Here is a 20363-nt window from a genome sequence, read left to right on the forward strand (position 1 = left end):
GACATCGTTATAGCATAACAAAGCTATGTCAATATTTATGATTATCAAGACATTATGCTTATTATCAGTGTAAATTGAATAGACAAAAATCAGTAGGGCTTTATGCCAATAAAATCGTGACGCTATTTAATCAGAGCTATCAGTCTTATGGTACAAGACGAATTCGTTTTGATTTACAAAAAGAGAATATTTGGGTGTCACGCCGTTACATTGCTCGGGTGATGAAAGCCTTATTGCTGGTATCAAAATACACCGTTAAACGCTATCAATCTCACAATACGGAAGTGAATGAAACCGCCACAGAAAATCACCTGCAACGACAATTTGATGTAGGTGATAAAAAACAAATTGTTGTTGCGGATTTAACCTATATTCAAGTTAAGCAACGTTGGAACTATTTATGTGTTTTAGTGAACTTATCCGATAGGCAAATTGTCGGTTACCATGTTGGTCAACATAAAACAGCAGAGCTTGTTATGTCGGCATTAAGCCAAATTAAACTACCATTATCGAAATTAGATTTATTTCATTCAGACCGAGGTAAAGAGTTTGATAATCGGTTATTAGCGGATTGTTTTAAGACATTTAATATCACGCATTCATTAAGCAAGAAAGGATGTCCTTATGATAATGCGGTAGCGGAAGCGGAAGCGACATTTAAAACAATTAAAACGGAATTTGTAAAAGGCCAACGTTTTAACTCAACGGCTGAGTTACAACGCGCTTTTTCGGCTTATGCTTATTGGTATAATCATAAACGATTACATTCTTCGTTAGGCTACTTGCCTCCCGTTGAATTTAAAAAACACTTACCCCTTAATTTTTTTGTTTGAAAATGTGTTGCCATTCCAGATTGGATGCCCGCTGATTTCGATGGTCCTCTTGACATATGGAGTCACGATAAGGGGTATTTAGTCCAGTCAATCGATCCTAAATCATATAACCTTAACTTTCCAACCACGGGGATGAATGGTTTGTATTTTGATTTATTGATAGAGGGGGTTGATGCGAGTAAATTGATTTGGGAGCCGGTCACGCATGAGGGCATAACCGCCACAATGAAGTATGTACGAGCAGACGATTCTTGGCTACATCTTCAACCTGAATATAGGAAGAAGGTAACACGTGTTAAGTTAACAGGTCCTCAGGCAATAAATCAATTTGACAGTGCCAATCCTAGTCGAATTCGTATACCGAAATTACCACAGACTTTTGAATTAGTAGGTAGAGATAATCGAGGTAATGAAGTTGTAAAATATGGATTTGTTCTGCAAAAATGGTTTGTTGTTCGCGATTCAAATTATAGGATACGTCGTATTAACCAACAAATTTGGTGTGATAAATTAGGCTATCAACTTCCTCAGGGAAAAGATTTGACTAATGCAATTTGTTTTAATGCACATGGTTTTGATATAACATGGTGTCGTGATTTTGTCGGAGCAACACCACCATCAAGTGCTAATAATTACCAACGTCGAATAGGAGGAGGTTTGTTTTCAGAGTGGGTTACCTTATCTAATTACGCTATTGTAGAGAGATATATTGATTACGACTGTCACCCAACAAGAGATTTTAATCATCAAGGTTATCCCTACCAAGGTGCTCGCTACCATGTTTGTCAGCGGTGGGGTAACATAGGAGGTGCCAATGACGAATACGACGAGCAGGTTTTCGGAGCAACTGTTTTTTCAGGAGTTGTTAGCGGAATATATGGGAGAATCAATCATGGATTTTGCGTCACCCCTTAGTTTTTAGTTATTAATCTTTAAGTTATATAAGACAGCCAAGTAATAAAAAACAGCAGCCCCACATCAAGTGGGGCTGTTTATTTGTCTATTTTACTGGTTATTTTTGTAAAAAATATTCAGGAGTGTATACCGTTTGGGCATTTAAAAACCGGAAAGCGTGATAGGTACTTTAATTGAAATAGCGTGTCATCAATCGATATTAAATCATTTAACTATTTAAATTATATAAATAATTCAAAAAACACAGGTGCATTTATGATGGATTATTTTAATCATAACGAGGACAATTCGCTGTTTTTTACAACTTAAAAAGTGGGCTGTTTATTGGTTTATTTTGCTAGTTATTTTGTAAAAAATATTCAGGAGTCTATACCGTTTGGGGATTTAAAAATCAAAAAGTGTGATAGGTACTGAGCAAAGCGAATTCCCTTTGCAATCCCACGCTTTGGCTAATAGAATGTGGCCTATGGCACTACTCGTATCATCCTGATACTCGCCTCTACGAGGCCATCTTCGCTGTGCTCAGGTGTTCAAATTTGTTCCAGACAAATTTGTCAGACGCGCCACAAACTCGCCAAACTTCCGTAAAATACGTAAATATCTTTAAAAAACAAATCATTATTCATCTTCTTTGTGGTTAAACATATTAAGCTCCTGTTGTGTGTTGATATTGCTAAAACAAACTGCTTTATCACTAAAATCAACTGATTTAGCGCTGATTTGTTCTAAAAACAGCATTAGTTTGCGTCCGCCTTGCTCTAAATAAGCTTGTAGTTGTGGCATATTTTTTTTATGAATAAGTAAGATAGTTGGATGATGGTGTTGTCCATCATATGGATAAATAGCGCTGTTATTTGCTGTATAAACAGCTAAACGGTCAATTAAATCATCCGGCAAAAAGGGCGTGTCACAACTGACAAATAAGTTCCAATCAGTTTTGCTGCGTAATAAACCACTATAAATACCGGATAATGGTCCACAAAACCCTGCTATGTCATCACTAAATACAAGATAACCTGTTTTTTGATATTGTTGGATATGACGATTGCAATTAATCATAATTGCGTCAACGTGCGGTTTGATGCGCTCAATGACATGTTGATAAAGTGGCTTTTGATGTAATAATAACAGTCCTTTGTCGTTGCCATGCATGCGGGTGCTTTTACCGCCGGCTAGAATAATTGCTGTAATAGAGGAGTTTTCCATAAATTATTTCTCTTTTACGTTGCGAAAAAACAAAATAACATTACTATATAGCAAAGTTATTGCAAGTCGTAGCGTATCATTTTTTAATGATTGCTTATTTGTCATTATCTTCAAAGGGTTTGAAGATCTATTAAAGGTAACAATTATGAAATGTCATCGTATTGATGAAGTAATGGAATTATTACAATCAGCTTGGGAAGGTGATTCTGACCTGAATTTATTACAATTTTTAGCTAAATTGTCTCAAGAAGCAGGGTTTGACGGCGAGCTAAAAGACTTGAGTGATGATATTTTAATTTATCATTTAAAAATGCGAGGCGCTGATAAGAATGAAGCTATTCCAGGGCTAAAAAAAGATTATGAAGAAGATTTTAAATCTGCATTATTAAAAGCGCGTGGAATTATAAAAGAATAAGGAGAACCATTAATATGAAAAAAACACTTATTGCAATGAGTGTCTTACTTTCTTCTGTAAGTTGTTTTGCAGATGAAGGAAAAACAACAACCAAAGCTGAAGCATCACAAGCAGCTACTGCAAATACACAAGCTCCGATTGAATTAGATAAACAATATATCGTGTTGCCAACTAATCCCTCACCTGATAAAGAAGTTATTGAGTTCTTTTCGTTTAATTGTCCTAGCTGTTTTAGATTTGAAGTTCAAAATCAAGGACCACAAGCTATTGGTAAGGCTCTACCAAAAGGTGTCAAATTTAAGCGCTACCATTTAGAGAGCTTTGGGCCATTAGCGAAAGAGCTTGCGCAAGCATGGGCAGTGGCGAATGTGCTTGGTATTGAAGATAAAGCTTCTGGTGCACTTTATAATGCCATTCAGAAAGATAAAATAATAAAAAAGGCTGATGATATCAAAGCTGTTTTTGAAAAATTAGGTGTTAGCGGTGAAGATTTTGATAAAACAAAAGAGGGTTTTTTAGTTAAAGCCTTTATGGTACAGCAAGCTGAAGCAATTAAAGAGATGAAACCAGAATCTATTCCTACTGTTATTGTTAATCGTAAATTTTATATTGTGCCAAATGGGCTTGATATGGCTAGTGAAGAGGCGTTTATTAATGATTATGCACGAGTGACTGCATTTGTAGCAGGTTTAGATCCTAACGCAAAAATCGTTAAAAAAACGGATTCTGATAAAAAATAGTGCGATTAGCGATAATCAGAATAAGTTAATTGTTTCGTTTTGATATTTAAATCCCTTTGTTCAATATAATGATGCAAAGGGATTTTTTTATTATCGTTAGGATTTTGTTGGTTATTCTCGTTCTAACGCATAAATGGGATCAAGTCTAGCTGCGCGTCTGGCAGGGAAATAGCCAAAAATAATACCGATTATGCTTGAGAAGCTAAATGCTGCAATAATTGATATTGCTGAAAAACTCATCGCAAATGATGTAACAACGGTATTAAAAATAAACCCGATGGCAAACGAAAGTAAAATACCTATTGTGCCACCGATTAAACACACTAATACCGCTTCAATCAAGAATTGTTGTAATATGTCGCTTGAGCGTGCGCCAACAGCCATGCGTACGCCAATTTCGCGCGTTCTTTCGGTGACTGATACTAGCATAATGTTCATTACACCAATCCCCCCAACAATAAGTGAAATTAGCGCAATAGCCGAAACCAATAATGTCATGACCCAAGCTGATGAGTTAATTGTTTCTCGTATATTGTCTGAGTTAAAGATGAAGAAATCTTTTGTACCATGGCGTTTAAGCATAATTTGATTAATTGCTTGTTCGGCAATGGTTAAATCGATATTATCTTTTACTCGTACTGTGATGCTTTTTAACGAGGTTTGCCCCACCATGCGATTAATTACGGTGGTATAAGGTAACCAAATATTTAGGCTTTCATTGCTGCCAAACCCTTGTTGTTGCTTTGTTGCAACACCAATAATCCTTACAGGCAGTTGTCCAACCATTAAAATTTTTCCAATAGGGTTTTGATTTGCAAATAGTCGTTTAACGGTATTTTCATCAATTACCGCATCTTGTGCTGAAGTAATAATGCCTGTTTCATCAAAAGATTTTCCTTGCGAAATGGTATAACCACGTACCGCAAAAAATTGCTCGCCAACCCCATTGACTGTGCCTGTTACCGCTAGGTTGCCAATGCGAAAATAAACACTGGTTGCAAGATTCGGTGTAGTGCTGTGTACAAAACTTTGTTGCGCTAGAAAGTCGGCATCTGATGAGCGTAATGTGGTAATTTTGTCAGCATTACGATCGCCAAAGCCCGAACCTGCATAGATTTCTAGCGTGCTAGTTCCTAATGAATTGATGTTAGATAGGATTTTTTGTTTGGTGCCTTGTCCTAATGCAACAACTGACACGACCGATGCAATACCAATAATAATTCCTAACATTGTTAAGATCGTTCGTAATCGCTGTGAAAGCATCGATAACATCGCCATTTTAAACGCATCACGAAAACGGTAGTATTTTGCTAACAAGTTATCTTGAGTTTTTGTTGTTTTGATTTGTTTTGCTTGGCGATTAGCATCTTGCTCAGTTTGGTAATTAGGATTAATTGAATCAGAAATAATTTTTCCATCACTAATTTCAACAATTCGCTCAGCACTTTTAGCAATATTTGAATCATGCGTGACAATAATAATTGTGTGACCTTGCTGATGTAATTCTCGTAATATTGCCATGACTTCTAAACCACTTTTGTGATCGAGCGCGCCTGTTGGCTCATCAGCTAAGATGATTTGTCCGCCATTAATTAAAGCACGGCCAATGCTAACTCGTTGCTGTTGTCCTCCTGATAATTGGTTCGGTTTATTATGAATTTTATCAGCAAGTCCTAAACGACCTAGTATTTCGCTTGCTCTTTTTTGTCGTTGTTCATTAGTGACACCCGCATAAATGGCAGGGATTTCAACGTTTCCTTGTGCAGTTAGTGCGTTTAATAAATGATAACGTTGAAAGATAAAGCCAAAGTGTTCACGTCGTAATTCGGCCTGTTCATCGGGCGACAGTTCACTGGTTGTGCGTCCGTTAATTGCGTAAGTTCCCGATGTTGGTTTATCTAAGCAACCTAGGATGTTCATCAAAGTGGATTTTCCTGATCCTGATGTCCCAATAATTGCCACCATTTCGCCGGCATTAATTGTCAGGTTGATGTTTTTAAGAACTTGTATGGTTGAGTCACCAGCTGGAAACTCTCGAACAATATTCTCAAGTTTGATAAGAGGTATATTATTTGTCATATTAGAATCGAATCCTTGGTGCTCTTATGTTATTACCGATTAAAGCACCATTAGCGCTACTAACGACAATAGTATCACCTTCTTTTACTCCTGATTTTATTTCAACATTGACATTATTATCGATACCTAGAGTGACTTCGTGCTCTTCAATTTCTTTAGATTGATTTAATAGATAAATAATCGCTTTATTATTGCCTAATTTTTTTTGAATAGCTTGAGAGGGAATAGTTAGTACATTTTTTGCTTCAGATAAAACGATATAAACTTGTGCTGTCATTGAAATTCTTAACACATGATCTGGATTGTCTACATCAAATAGTCCATTGTAATAAATCGCACTTTTGGTTGTTGATGAGCTTGATATAGAGTTTGTCTCTGTGTTGATTGACTCAGGAGCGGGTTCTATTGCTCGTAGCGTTAACCCCTCAAAACGCCTATTAGGTTGGCCTAAAATAGTAAAATAAACCGGCATGCCTTTTTTAACGTCAACAACATCTGCTTCAGAAATCTGTGCTTCAATGGTCATTTTGTCGAGCTGTGCGACTTTGACAATCGTTGGGGCACTTTGAACAGAGTTAACCGTTTGTCCTTGATTTACGGGTATAGCAACAATGACACCATCAATCGGTGAACGAATTTTGGTATACCCTAAGTTAACTTTTGCCGTATCTACAGCAACTTGTGCTTTCACAATGTCGGCATCAAGTGCTGCTATATCGGCTTTGATTGCATCAAGTTCTGCTTTTGCTGCATCTAGGTCGGATTGAGCACCAGCCCCTTTATTGACTAGTTTTCGTTGACGGTCGTAAGTTAATTGATAATTAATCAATCTGGCTTTTTTGGCTTCACGTTGTGCTTCTAAACTATTGAGAGAAGCTTCTGATTGTTTTAAATCATTGCTTTGTTTTAGATCATCAATTTCGGCAATCATATCACCTTGTTTTACTTCGTCGCCCAACTCAACATACAGTTTTTTGATTTGACCAGAAACCTGAGCACCAACACTCACTTGTTTAAAAGCGTTAATTGTACCATCAGCAAGTACCGTTTTTTCAATATTACTTTTAGTTACAGGCGCTGTAATATAATTTACTGCAGGCGTTGAACTAGATGTGATTAAGTATGCAATATAAATAATTGCCAAAATAATGGTAGCTATAACTAGATATTTAATTTTTATCAATTTTAACAATGTTTTCACCTTTTTATGTTCTTATTGTTATTTTAACATTCTATCGTAATAAACTAAATGTTATTGATAATTATTATTAACAAACTGTAATGGTTATGAAAATCTAACTCACATAAGTTATCACTTTTATGCCAAAAAGCCAGTTTACTCAAAATTTTTACGAATAATTGTGTTGCTTAACAAGCAATAATAGGATCCTAGTTCGGATTTATTGTCGATTGCGCTATAATGTCATAAATTTTTTGTAGTTGATAAAGATAATAAGATAATGGCGTTAAAAATAACCAATAAATGTATTAATTGTGATATGTGTGAACCAGAGTGCCCAAATCAGGCTATTTCAATGGGGTTTGACACTTATGAGATCGATCCCAATAAATGTACCGAATGTGTGGGTTATTATGATCATTCGACTTGTCAGCGTGTTTGCCCAATTCAAAATGCAATTATAGCTGATCCCGAGCATATTGAAACACCAGATCAGCTACTGGCAAAATTTGAATTACTTAAAAGTTCTTCTTAGCTTAGTTTGCTTTAACTTCAATTCGTAATTCTTTTGGAATTTCAAAGGTAATGTTTTCTAAAATACCGTCTGTTTCGATTAACGAGGTGCAACCCAAATTTTTTAAATGTTCGATCACTTCTTGTACTAAAATATCCGGAGCAGAAGCACCTGCTGTAACGCCTATTGTTCTGGCGTTAGTTAACCAATTATGATCAATGTCTGAAGCAAAATCAATCAAGTATGCTTGTTTGCTGTTGCGCCTTGCTAGTTCAGCTAATCGATTAGAATTTGATGAGTTTTTAGATCCTACCACTAATACCACATCGGCTTGTGCTGATAATTGTTTTACCGCTTGCTGACGATTAGTTGTGGCGTAACAGATGTCATTTTTGCGAGGGCTACGAATATGGGGAAATCGTGCTTTTAAAGCGTCAATAATTTCGGCTGTATCATCTACTGATAACGTGGTTTGAGTAGTAAAACAGAGGTGATTTTCGTTTTTTATTTGTAGTTTTTGTACATCATCAATCGATTCAACTAAATAGATACCTCCTTCAGGGTTGTTATATTGTCCCATAGTGCCATCAACTTCGATATGCCCTGCATGGCCAATTAAAATGACTTCTTCACCACGATAACTTGAGCGAGCGACTTCCATATGTACCTTGGTAACTAACGGGCAAGTTGCATCAAAAACACGCAACTGACGTTGCTTTGCTTCTTCTCGAACTGCTTTTGATACACCGTGAGCAGAAAAGATTAAAATAGTATTGTCAGGGACTTCACTTATATCTTCAATAAAAATTGCCCCTAATTCTTTTAATCGATTGACAACGTAGCGATTATGAACAACTTCATGACGTACATAAACGGGCGCACCAAAAAGTTCTAATGCGCGTTCAACAATGGTAATAGCACGATCAACACCCGCACAAAAACCACGAGGATTGGCCAAAAAAATCTGCATACTATGCCGCTACCTTCTTCGGTTTTTTATAACTACATAAAATAAATAATCCAATACCTACACAAATGGCACAGTCAGCGATATTAAAGGTTGGATAATGCCAATCACCAAAATTAACATCAAGGAAATCAATAACAAATCCATGGTAAAGACGGTCAAATAAATTTCCTAATGCACCACCAAGAATTAGTGATAAAGAAAAGTTCTCTAATTTTTGTTGGCGAGTACTGCGGTATAACATATGCACAATTACTGCACAGATAACCAAGGCAAGAATGGCAAGCATTGTACGTTGACCTTCAAAAATACTAAAAGCTGCGCCAATATTACGCACATAAGTAATTGAGAAGAAAGGTAAAAGGTTTACTGATTCAAATAGAAAGAAGTTATTTATAATCCAAAACTTACTTGCAATATCTATAATAAATACAACCATTGCTAATAGTAACCAGTAAAGTCCATGATCTTTTTTCATATAAGTTCGTGCTCATTATTATATTTCCGCCGACAAATTGCCGGCGGAAAATGGGGATATTTTTTATAGCGCTAAATCTTAGCGCTATTATCTGTTTTGATTTTTATTATGCAAAATGTCTAACTTCACCATTACCGTGAATGTTTTGTTCACAACGTTTACATAAATGCGTTGTTGGTTCATTGTCTGTTGTATAATGCCAACAACGAGGACATTTATCACCTTGCGCTTTAGCTAATTCAATTTTAAGACCCTGAATATCACTTTGCACGGCATTTGCAGGTGCTGTTTGTAATGGTTTTACACTCGCTTGCGAGGTGAGTAAAACAAAACGTAATTCGTTTTCTAACTTAGTTAAGGCGTTAGCAATCGCTTCATCAGCATAAAGCGTAACTGCTGCTTCAAGCGCTCCACCAATTACTTTATCGTTACGACCTTGTTCTAGGACTTTATTTACTTCACTACGAATCGCCAAAATTTGCGCCCAATATTCACTATTTAATGCTTCGCTATCTGATAATGTAAATAGTGAGTTATACCACTCGTCTTCAAACACAAATTCTGATTTTTGTAAGCTAGGTAGATATTGCCAAATTTCATCGGCAGTAAATGATAAAATAGGTGCAATCCAACGAACTAATGCCTGTGCAATATGGTATAACGCAGTTTGGCAACTGTGGCGTGCGATACTATCGCTTTTTGCTGTGTATTGACGATCTTTAATGATATCTAAATAGAATGATCCCATTTCGATTGAGCAAAATTGCATAATACGTTGTACGACTTTATGGAAATCATAATTTTCATAAGCTTGAACAATTTGCTCTTGTGCTTCTTTTGCCATACTAACCGCCCAGCGATCAAGGACAACCATATCTTCTGGTTTTACCATATCTTTAGCTGGATCAAAGCCATTTAAATTCGCTAATAAAAAGCGTGCAGTATTACGAATACGGCGATAACTATCGGCAGCTCGTTTGATGATTTCATCAGAATAGTTCATTTCGCCAGAATAATCTGTTGAAGCAATCCATAAACGTAAAATATCGGCACCAAGTTTATTCATTACATCTTGTGGAGTAACGATATTACCAAGCGATTTTGACATTTTACGGCCTTGTCCATCGACAACAAAACCGTGAGTTAACACTTGTTTGTAAGGTGCTTTGTTATCTATTGCTGTTGATAACATTAATGAAGACATAAACCAACCACGATGTTGATCTGATCCTTCTAAGTACATGTCAGCTTCGTGTCCTTCAAATTCAGGTCGAGCACGAACCACTGACGAAAATGTCGATCCTGAATCAAACCAAACGTCTAGCGTGTCAGGCACTTTGCGATAATTTTCTGCATCCGAACCAAGTAGCTCTTTGATATCGGCATCCCACCATGCTTGAATTCCTTTTTGTTCGACTAATTTGGCAACTTTTTCAACCAGTTCTAGCGTATTTGGGTGCAGTTCTTCGGTCTCTTTGTGGACAAATAATGTCATTGGAACGCCCCATGTACGTTGTCGAGAAATACACCAATCAGGGCGATTTGCTACCATGGTTTCAATACGCGCTTGTCCCCAATCAGGAATCCAACGAACTTGCTTAATCTCTTTTAATGATTGCGCCCTTAAACCTTGTTTATCCATGCTGATAAACCATTGTGGTGTTGCACGGTAAATCACCGGTGTTTTATGTCGCCAACAGCATGGGTAACTGTGTTCAATATTTTCAAAATGTAATAATGCATTGTGTTCTTTTAATATTTCAACTACCACTTTATTGGCTTTGAATACAAATAGACCATCTAACCCTGCGCCAGTTCCCGGTAAGTAGCAACCATTACCACCAACAGGATTTGCCACTTCTAGATCATATTTTTGACCTACCATAAAGTCTTCTGTACCATGGCCTGGTGCGGTGTGCACTGCGCCAGTACCCGCATCAATTGTGACGTGATCGCCAAGTACAATAGGTTCATCAAAATCAAGGAATGGGTGTTTGAAGCGTAATAATTCAAGTGCATCACCTTGGCAACTACCTAAGATTTTCCAATCACTGATATTTGCGCGTTTCATCACAGCTTCAACTAAATCAGCAGCTAAAATTAAGCACTCTTTATCATTGATTTGAACTAATTGATATTCAAATTCAGCATTTAAAGCAATCCCTCGGCTAGCAGGTAATGTCCAAGGGGTTGTTGTCCAAATAACGGCATAAATAGTTAAGTTTGTTGTGATGCCAAATTTGTTTGCTACGGCTTGATTATCAACCGCTTTAAATTTTACATCAATGGCTGGCGATGATTTGTCATAATATTCTACTTCGGCTTCGGCTAATGATGACATACAATCGGTACACCAATAGACAGGTTTAGCTCCTTTAACTAAGTGACCATTTTTAATTACTTTACCTAAAGCACGAATAATATTGGCTTCGGTATCGTAATTCATTGTAAGGTAAGGGTTTTGCCAATCACCAAGCACACCCATGCGAATAAAATCAGCTTTTTGTAGTTCAACTTGTGAAGCTGCGTAATCGCGGCAAATTTGACGAAATTCAGCAGATGTTACTTTTACACCTGGTTTACCAACTTGCTCTTCCACTTTTTGCTCAATAGGTAGGCCATGACAATCCCATCCTGGAATATACGGGGAATCATAGCCACTTAAGCTTTTTGATTTGATAATAATATCTTTGATTATTTTATTAACTGCATGACCTATATGAAGTTTTCCGTTTGCATAAGGAGGACCATCATGCAAAATAAAAGCTTTTTTGCCTTTTTTTACTTGTCGGATCTTTTGATAAAGTTCTTTATCGTACCAGTTTTGCAACATAGCTGGTTCACGTTTAGCAAGATCACCTCGCATCGGGAATCCAGTTTCCGGTAAATTCAATGTGTTTTTATAGTCTGTCATGCTGATTTATTCCAGTTAATTTTGTTGATACTACTTTTTAATTAGTTAATTGTGCACTGATCTTTTTCGCAGTGCAAACGTCTCGTGCAATTTGTTGTTTCAAATCGGCTAATGAATCAAATTTTTTCTCGTCACGCAATTTTTGTACAAAATTCACGTCTAAATATTGTCCATAAATATCGCCTGAAAAGTCAAATAGATTCACTTCTAAAATTGCTGTTTTTCCATGAATCGTTGGTCTTATACCTATGTTGGCAATACCATGATAATGCTGATTATTACAGATATTTTTAACTTTAACAAAATAGACACCTTGTAATGCCGGTTTTTTGCGATGTAAATGGATGTTAGCAGTTGGAAATCCCAACTGTCTTGCTAAAGCATTACCATGTATTACTCGTCCCTGAATTGTATAATTTCGTCCTAAAAGGCAATGCGCTAATTTAAAGTCGTTATTTAATAGAGCTTGACGTACAGCGGTGCTGCTAATTCGTAAGTTATTCCAAACATATGTCGGCATACTTTCAACGGAAAAGCGGTTATTGTGCGCGTATTGCTGTAGTAAATTAATATCTCCTTGCCGTTTAAATCCAAATCGAAAATCGTCGCCAATAACAATATATTTAGCTTGCAATTTGTTAATTAACCAATCTTGGATAAAACTATCAGCAGGCATATTGGCAAAAGTTTGGGTAAACGGAATTACAATAATGTAGTCGATACCTAACTTTTCAATAAAAATGACTTTTTCTTGAAATGACGTTAGTCGTGATGGTGCATTATTAGGGGTAAAAAACTCTAATGGTTGCGGTTCAAATAGCATTACCACCGTTGGTAAATTTAAGTTTTTACCTTGCTTAATTAGATGGTTAATCAGTTGTTGATGCCCTAAATGCACACCATCAAAATTCCCTAATGTTAAAACACATTGAGAAAACTGATTTTTAAAATTTGCTATACCGCGGATAATCTTCATGAAAACAATGTTATTTATACTAAATAGCCAAGAATTATACCAATCTTTCTTGAAGATGCACGTAATATAAAACAGCTTTTTTCGTTGAATATTTTGTTTTTGTGATAGCTAATATCAAATAATTAATAATGGTTTAAAGCGCGTAAAAACTCTTGCCTTGTGCTTGGGTTCGTTTTAAATCCACCGCCCAAGGCTGTTGTTGTTGTCATACTGCTTGAGTCTTTAATGCCTCTTGCTTTTACGCAATAATGAGTTGCATCAATTGAAACGGCAACATTAACGGTTCCAAGTAAAGTTTGTAGAGCAACTAAAATTTGCTGAGTTAACCTTTCTTGTACTTGCGGTCGTTGTGAAAAGAATTCTACAATACGATTGATTTTAGATAACCCAATCACTTTATCTTTGGGAATATAAGAAACCGTTGCTTTGCCATCGATAGTGATAAAATGATGCTCACAAACACTGGTTAAAGTAATGTCGCGAACGGTTATCATTTCGTCTACTTGCATTTTATTTTCGATTAATGTGATTTTTGGAAAATTTTCATAATAAAGACCAGAAAATATTTCATCAACATACATTTTTGATACTCGATGAGGAGTTTCAGCTAAGCTGTCATCAGTTAAGTCAAGTTCCATGAGTTTCATAATTTCACGAAAATGCGCTTCAATTTTGCTTTTACGCTCACAATTATCCATGGCTAAACGGCAGGATGGCGTTTCAAGGTTTTTAGCAGCGAGTGCTTCTTTAACTTTTTGCGCAGCAAGACTTAATTCTGTCATTATCAAATACTCGGACGAAAATTGATGAAATATTATATAACAGTTATAAGGCAATATACAGTTTTTTGCTTGTGGTTTTATATTGAAACAGATAGTAGCTAGTAACCTGAAACTTCTTTACACTATAATTATTAGTGATGATAAGAATATTATGGCTAATTAAGGTATACTGTTCACTATCGTGTTGAATAATGATTGAGTAACTATGATGTCAAACAAAACGCCGATTATCTTAATTGATGGATCTTCTTATCTTTACCGTGCTTTTTTTGCATGCCCGCCGTTAACTAATGCCAAAGGCGAACCCACAGGGGCTATTTTTGGTGTGATTAATATGATTCGTAGCCTGCTTAACCAATACAATCCTACGCATATTGCTGTGGTTTTTGATGCTAAAGGTGGTTCTTTCCGTAACGAGATTTATCCTGAGTATAAAGCAACTCGTGAAGCGATGCCTGAAAATCTTCGCCCTCAAATTGAACCCATTCATACTATTTTAAAAGCTATGGGGTTACCTCTACTTTGCATTGAAGGCGTTGAGGCTGATGATGTAATTGGTACATTAGCAAGACAAGCAGAAAAAGAGAATTTAGAAGTATTAATTAGCACTGGTGATAAAGATATGGCGCAGCTGGTGAGTAATAAAATTACACTTATTAATACCATGAATAATACGATACTTGATTCAAAAGGGGTCATAGATAAATTTGGTGTTCCACCAGAAAAGATTATTGATTATTTAGCTTTAAGAGGCGATTCATCCGATAACATACCCGGTGTACCTGGTGTTGGTGAAAAAACTGCTCAGAGTTTATTAGCTGAGTTTGATAGCATAAAAGATATTTATAATCGATTGGATGATATTGAAAAATTATCGATCCGAGGCGCGAAATCATTAAAACAAAAATTAATTGACAATCAAAAAGAAGCCGAACTTTCTTATTTACTGGCAACGATAAAAACTGATGTTAAATTAGATTTTACTAATGAACAACTGATGGTGAGTAATATTGATATTAATGCACTTGCTCAATTATTTGATAATTATGGATTTCATCGTTGGCAAAAAGAGTTAATAGCTGGCAATTTTTTAAAACAGTTATCTCCTGTTGAAATTAAAGATGATATGCCTTTTGATACCCAAAGTGATAGATCATCACTAGAAAATAAAAAAACCGATTATCAATGTATTTTAACTCATGAACAACTAGATAATTGGGTTGATAAATTAAAAAATAGTCAACAATTTGCTTTTGATACTGAAACAAACAGCGTTGATCATGTTCATGCAAAATTAGTGGGAATTTCATTTTGTATTAAATCTTATCAAGCTGCTTATATACCGCTTTCTCATCACTATTTAGGGGTTCCTAAACAATTATCGATTTATGAAGTTTTAACAAAACTAAAACCGGTGCTTGAAGATCCTGCAATAAAAAAAATAGCCCAAAATGCTAAATTTGATTACAGTGTGCTAGCCAATTATGGCATAACCGTGCAAGGTATTGCGTTTGATACAATGCTAGAATCTTATGTATTAAACAGTACAGAACGCCACGATATGGATAGCATGGCTAAACGCTATTTAAATCATAAAACGATTACTTATGATGAGTTGACTAAAATTGATAAAAAGCAGTTTTCTATTGATGAAATCGAGGTAGAAAAAACCACACAATATGCAGCTGAAGATGCCGATATTACTTTTCAATTGCATAATAAATTATGGTCAACACTTGAAAAAAATGAAAAATTAACCAAACTATTTTCTGATATAGAAATGCCATTAGCACTTGTGCTTGCTGAAATGGAAAGGACTGGCGTACTTGTTGATGCTAAATTGCTTAATGAATACTCTCAAGAAATTAGCCAACAATTACAAGAAACCGAAGTGCAATTGCAATTATTTGCTGGCGAAAAATTTAACCCCGCATCACCTAAACAGATTCAAACGATTTTGTTTGATAAGCATCAATTGCCCGTATTAAAAAAGACACCAAAAGGCGATCCTTCAACTAGCGAAGAAGTATTAAGTGAGCTTTCTCGCGAATATGAATTGCCAAGAATGATTTTGTTTCATCGTGGTCTGGCTAAACTTAAAAATACTTATACTGATAAATTGCCCTTAATGATTAGCCCTAAAGATCAAAGGATTCATACCAATTATAACCAGATTGGAACTATAACGGGTCGATTGTCATCAAATGACCCTAATTTACAAAATATTCCAGTGCGAAATGAAGAAGGGCGACGAATTCGCCAAGCTTTTATTGCACCAAAGGGATATAAAATTATTTCGGCAGACTACTCGCAAATTGAATTACGTATCATGGCGCATCTATCACAAGATAAAAGTTTACTTGATGCTTTTTCTCATGACAAAGACATTCACCGTGTTACGGCTAGTGAAATTTTAGGTAAAACTGAATCTGAAGTGACTTCTGAAGAGCGAAGACGTGCAAAAGCGGTTAACTTCGGATTAATTTATGGTATGAGCGCCTTTGGTTTATCCAAACAAATTAATATTGCGCGTAAAGAAGCCCAGTTTTATATCGATCGTTATTTTGAGCGCTACCCAGGTGTTCAAGCGTATATGGACCAAATTCGCCAACAAGCTGCTGAACAAGGTTATGTTGAAACCCTATCTGGTCGACGTTTATATCTTCCTAAAATAAAATCAGGAAGTGGTATTGAACGACGCGGTGCTGAGCGTGCTGCTATTAATGCCCCAATGCAAGGTACAGCGGCTGATATTATTAAAACAGCAATGATTAAGGTAAGCGAATGGATAAAAAGCTTACCTGTAGGTAATGTTAGAATGGTTATGCAAGTACACGATGAGTTAGTATTTGAAGTAAAAGAAGAATTAGTTGAGCAATATAAAGCTCAGATAAAATCGATCATGGAAAATTGTTACCAACTATCTATACCATTAAAAGTGGATGTAGGTTTCGGTAATAATTGGGATGAAGCACATTAATCATACTAAATTCGTACTAAATAATTCAGCCTTATCTGTCTAGTTAAGGCTGATATTATACTTAAACGTATACTTTCCTGAAACTTTTTAACAAGTTAAATTAACCTGTTAACTATAATGGAACTATTGCCGAAACCTTTCGGCGTGTTAGAATAAGCAACTAAATTGAATTGATACAAACATATTATTCTGCTTGTTAATATATGGCAGAATCAAAGGAAATGGTGCTGGTATTCGTTTTGTTGTTAAAGCTCTATTTTCGTTATTATTAGGATTATTTCATGAAAATCAAAACCCGTTTTGCACCTAGCCCAACAGGCTATTTACATGTAGGTGGTGCTCGTACAGCACTTTATTCTTGGCTCTATACTCGCCATGCAAAAGGTGCATTTGTATTACGCATTGAAGATACCGATCTTGAGCGCTCAACGCCTGAAGCGATTGAAGCAATAATGGAAGGTATGAATTGGTTAAAATTATCATGGGACGAAGGTCCTTATTATCAAACTAAACGCTTTGATCGTTATAATCAAGTCATCGATGAAATGTTAGCCAAAGGAACAGCTTATCGTTGCTACTGTTCTAAAGAACGTCTTGAAAAATTGCGTGAAGAGCAGATGGCAAAAGGTGAAAAAGCGCGTTACGATGGGCATTGCCGTTGTGCTTCAGTACAACAAGAGCATACTCATGATGAGCCACATGTTGTTCGTTTTGCTAACCCTACTGATGGTACTGTTATTTTTAATGATTTAATCCGTGGTCCAATTGAGATTGCTAATAAAGAGCTTGATGATCTTATTATTCGCCGCACTGATGGTTCACCAACTTATAATTTCTGTGTCGTTGTTGATGATTGGGATATGGAAATTACCCATGTTATTCGTGGTGAAGATCACATCAACAACACACCACGCCAGATCAATATCCTAGAAGCATTAGGAGCGCCAATTCCTAAATATGGTCATGTATCAATGATTTTAGGGGATGATGGACAAAAATTATCTAAACGTCACGGAGCGGTTAGTGTCATGCAATATCGTGATGATGGTTATTTGCCCGAAGCATTACTTAACTATTTAGTGCGTCTTGGTTGGTCACACGGTGATCAAGAGATATTCTCTGTTCCGGAAATGATTAGTTATTTTTCATTAGATGCGGTTAGTAAATCAGCCAGTGCCTTTAATACTGAAAAATTACTTTGGTTAAATCACCATTATATCAACCATCTTGATGCGGATTATGTTGCTCAACATTTAATTTGGCATATGAACCAACAAGGATATGATTTATCAAAAGGCTCTGATCTTATCACTATTATTAAGTTATTTGGTGAACGTTGTAAAACGCTTAAAGAGATGGCTGAATCATGTGCTTATTGCTATCGAGATTTTGAAGATTATGATGCCGATGCAGCTAAAAAACATTTGCGCCCAGTCGCCAAACAGCCATTAGAAACAATTAAAGCAAAAATTGAAGCTATTGCTGACTTTGATTGGCAAATTGATAAAATTCATCATGCGATTGAAGCAACTGCAACCGAGCTTAATGTTGGTATGGGTAAAGTTGGCATGCCATTACGCGTTGCTGTAACAGGTATCGGGCAATCGCCATCGGTTGATGCAACTGTTTTTGCGGTAGGCAAAAAACGAGCGCTTGCTAGAATTGATAAGGCTTTGGCATATATTAATCAACGTGAGCAATCTCAAAATTAATATATTTATTGCAGGGAAATCCCTGCAACCTTTTTTGTCAAAGTGAGAACTTCTATGGTTCGCTTAAAAAAACGCTATTGGATCTTACTCAGTATCTTATTTTTCCTCATACTGTTTTGCTTGTTTGGGTGGCATTATTGGCAGACTTTCAAGCAGAAAAATGGGATTATTGTCGATTGGCATGGTGCTAGCGTTGGCTTTAAAGGTCTTACTTTTGACGAACTTACTGTCAGTAAACCATCCCAAGTTTCTATAACTGCTAAAAATTTATCAATTTCATTATCGCAGTTAACTGCAAATAATTTAGATATTTATTGGCAACCCAATGAATCTGAAATAGCTTTAGAAACTATTGAAAACACGGTTGATACAACGACTGAAACGCTTAATCAATCTGATCCCGATCTCTCTTTGATTTCAACTATTATTTATTGGTTACCTAAAACGATTCATATAGATACACTGCGACTTTATGAACAAAATAAAGCGAGATTAGATTTAAAAGTTGATATAAGTAAACAGCAAGAAGCAATACAACTTAATTTATCAACCCATACCCAAGAAATAACACAATTGTCTGCCACTTTGTTGTTTAATCAACAGGCTTTGCGGATTGACATACAAAACGGCCTTTTTAAAACATCCCTAAATCAATTTGGTTTACAAAATAGTAATTTAGTCTTACCGTTTACTGGTTGGCTATCTAGTCATCAATTGGAATTAATAACTTCGGATAAAGCATCAATTAGTTTAGAAAAAGCAAATCTTTCTGATGATTTAATCCTTGGTTCTTCCAACGGGGATTTCAATATTCAACTTAAATCAAACATTCCATTTGATAGTAACCAACTATCTGCTATAGCAACATTAACCATTAATAAACTCAATGGTATTTATAAAACTAGTGAAATCAAATCGGTTACAGGCGATATCAATATTATTATTAAAGATAACCAATTTACTATTTCAACACCAGTATTAAATATTCAAGAAGTAAATATGGGGATCGCTTTTGAAAAGATTAAATTAGTTGGAAGCTATTTAGCCTCGTTTAAAGCACCAAACAAAGGAACGGTTACATGGAAAAAAGCTCAAGCTAATATCTTCTCTGGTTTGGTTTTTATTGAAGAAAATAAATTGAATTTAGCTAAATTACCCCAACAATTTAATTTAAGGTTAAAACAGATACAACTAAAAGATATTTTTAAGCAATATCCTTCTGAAGGGCTTGCTGGTGATGGTGTAATTGATGGTGTTTTACCTATTACGTTATCAGAGATAAAGAAAAAGGGTGAAACAGCTTTAAAATTTGTCATTAAAAATGGCAAGTTAGTTACGATCAACGAGGGTTATTTACAATTTGAAAATTCTGCCCTCAAAAGCTATGGGCAAAATAACCCCAATATGAAAATACTCACTGATATTATTAAAAATTTTCATTATACTAAGTTACAAGGCGCAGTTGATTACGCTAATGACATTGCCAAATTAAAATTGAATATTCAAGGCAGTAATTTGGATGTCGAAAATGGCAAAGCGGTTAATTTAAATATCAACCTAGAAGAAAATATGACTAAGTTGCTTATGAGTTTACAGTTATCCGATCAAATTAGTGAGCCAATCCGTAAACGTATTGAAGCTTATTTAAAAAATAAATCTTCAAAATAAGAGG

At 35.8% G+C, this 20363-nt stretch carries 15 protein-coding genes and 1 pseudogene; 8 read left to right on the forward strand and 8 right to left on the reverse strand.

Features of this window, described 5'->3' with window-relative positions; all coding sequences use genetic code 11:
- Nucleotides 1-59 precede the first annotated feature (59 nt).
- Nucleotides 60-833, forward strand: a pseudogene (locus A9G35_RS09070) (IS3 family transposase); the annotation flags it as partial.
- A gap of 24 nt (nucleotides 834-857) precedes the next feature.
- Nucleotides 858-1748 (forward strand): hypothetical protein, encoded by an 891-nt coding sequence (locus A9G35_RS09075; protein ID WP_065636574.1) that lies wholly within the window; start codon nucleotides 858-860, stop codon nucleotides 1746-1748.
- A 618-nt stretch (nucleotides 1749-2366) separates the two neighbouring features.
- Here A9G35_RS09075 and mobA read toward each other — a convergent pair.
- On the reverse strand, nucleotides 2367-2954 hold the full coding sequence (gene mobA / locus A9G35_RS09080) for a molybdenum cofactor guanylyltransferase MobA (protein WP_065636575.1): 588 nt from the start codon (nucleotides 2952-2954) through the stop codon (nucleotides 2367-2369).
- Nucleotides 2955-3099: 145 nt separating this feature from the next.
- Between mobA and A9G35_RS09085 the strand changes: the two genes are divergently transcribed.
- Complete coding sequence (locus A9G35_RS09085; RefSeq protein ID WP_065636595.1) at nucleotides 3100-3369, forward strand: YihD family protein; 270 nt, start codon at nucleotides 3100-3102, stop codon at nucleotides 3367-3369.
- A gap of 14 nt (nucleotides 3370-3383) precedes the next feature.
- Entirely contained in the window at nucleotides 3384-4109 is a 726-nt protein-coding gene (locus tag A9G35_RS09090) for a DsbA family protein (protein WP_081300186.1), read from the forward strand.
- 111 nt (nucleotides 4110-4220) lie between these two features.
- Here A9G35_RS09090 and A9G35_RS09095 read toward each other — a convergent pair whose 3' ends face one another.
- Both A9G35_RS09095 and A9G35_RS09100 read right to left on the reverse strand, forming a co-directional pair.
- Nucleotides 4221-6188, reverse strand: a complete 1968-nt coding sequence (locus A9G35_RS09095) for a MacB family efflux pump subunit (protein WP_065636576.1) — start codon at nucleotides 6186-6188, stop codon at nucleotides 4221-4223.
- Between the two features lies 1 nt (nucleotide 6189).
- Nucleotides 6190-7380 carry an efflux RND transporter periplasmic adaptor subunit gene (locus tag A9G35_RS09100; RefSeq protein WP_065636577.1) on the reverse strand — a complete coding sequence of 397 codons (1191 nt, stop codon included), beginning with the start codon at nucleotides 7378-7380 and terminating at the stop codon, nucleotides 6190-6192.
- Between the two features lie 268 nt (nucleotides 7381-7648).
- Here A9G35_RS09100 and A9G35_RS09105 point away from each other — a divergent pair, with 268 nt between their 5' ends.
- Nucleotides 7649-7903: a YfhL family 4Fe-4S dicluster ferredoxin gene (locus A9G35_RS09105; RefSeq protein ID WP_065636578.1), complete on the forward strand. Its 255-nt coding sequence runs from the start codon at nucleotides 7649-7651 to the stop codon at nucleotides 7901-7903.
- Between the two features lies 1 nt (nucleotide 7904).
- On the opposite strand, the gene ispH is transcribed toward A9G35_RS09105, so the two are convergent.
- From ispH to folE, 5 genes are all read right to left on the reverse strand, one after another.
- A complete protein-coding gene (gene ispH, locus A9G35_RS09110) occupies nucleotides 7905-8852 on the reverse strand; it encodes a 4-hydroxy-3-methylbut-2-enyl diphosphate reductase (protein WP_065636579.1) in 948 nt (315 codons plus the stop codon).
- Between the two features lies 1 nt (nucleotide 8853).
- Nucleotides 8854-9327, reverse strand: a complete 474-nt coding sequence (gene lspA, locus A9G35_RS09115) for a signal peptidase II (protein ID WP_065636580.1) — start codon at nucleotides 9325-9327, stop codon at nucleotides 8854-8856.
- 106 nt (nucleotides 9328-9433) lie between these two features.
- The gene (ileS, locus tag A9G35_RS09120) at nucleotides 9434-12241 is read right to left on the reverse strand and encodes an isoleucine--tRNA ligase (protein ID WP_065636581.1); all 2808 of its coding nucleotides are present in this window, start codon (nucleotides 12239-12241) and stop codon (nucleotides 9434-9436) included.
- 37 nt (nucleotides 12242-12278) lie between these two features.
- The gene (gene ribF, locus A9G35_RS09125) at nucleotides 12279-13217 is read right to left on the reverse strand and encodes a bifunctional riboflavin kinase/FAD synthetase (RefSeq protein WP_065636582.1); all 939 of its coding nucleotides are present in this window, start codon (nucleotides 13215-13217) and stop codon (nucleotides 12279-12281) included.
- Between the two features lie 122 nt (nucleotides 13218-13339).
- The gene (gene folE / locus A9G35_RS09130; protein ID WP_065636583.1) at nucleotides 13340-13999 is read right to left on the reverse strand and encodes a GTP cyclohydrolase I FolE; all 660 of its coding nucleotides are present in this window, start codon (nucleotides 13997-13999) and stop codon (nucleotides 13340-13342) included.
- Between the two features lie 205 nt (nucleotides 14000-14204).
- On the opposite strand from folE, the gene polA reads away from it, so the two are divergent.
- From polA to A9G35_RS09145, 3 genes are all read left to right on the forward strand, one after another.
- A complete protein-coding gene (polA, locus tag A9G35_RS09135; protein WP_218057249.1) occupies nucleotides 14205-16979 on the forward strand; it encodes a DNA polymerase I in 2775 nt (924 codons plus the stop codon).
- 281 nt (nucleotides 16980-17260) lie between these two features.
- Nucleotides 17261-18691, forward strand: coding sequence for a glutamate--tRNA ligase (gltX, locus tag A9G35_RS09140; RefSeq protein ID WP_065636584.1), 1431 nt, complete (start codon nucleotides 17261-17263; stop codon nucleotides 18689-18691).
- Nucleotides 18692-18745: 54 nt separating this feature from the next.
- Nucleotides 18746-20359: an intermembrane phospholipid transport protein YdbH family protein gene (locus tag A9G35_RS09145; RefSeq protein ID WP_065636585.1), complete on the forward strand. Its 1614-nt coding sequence runs from the start codon at nucleotides 18746-18748 to the stop codon at nucleotides 20357-20359.
- Nucleotides 20360-20363 lie beyond the last annotated feature (4 nt).

The organism is Gilliamella sp. Choc5-1 (genome assembly GCF_001690595.1).
GTDB lineage: Bacteria > Pseudomonadota > Gammaproteobacteria > Enterobacterales > Orbaceae > Gilliamella > Gilliamella apicola_M.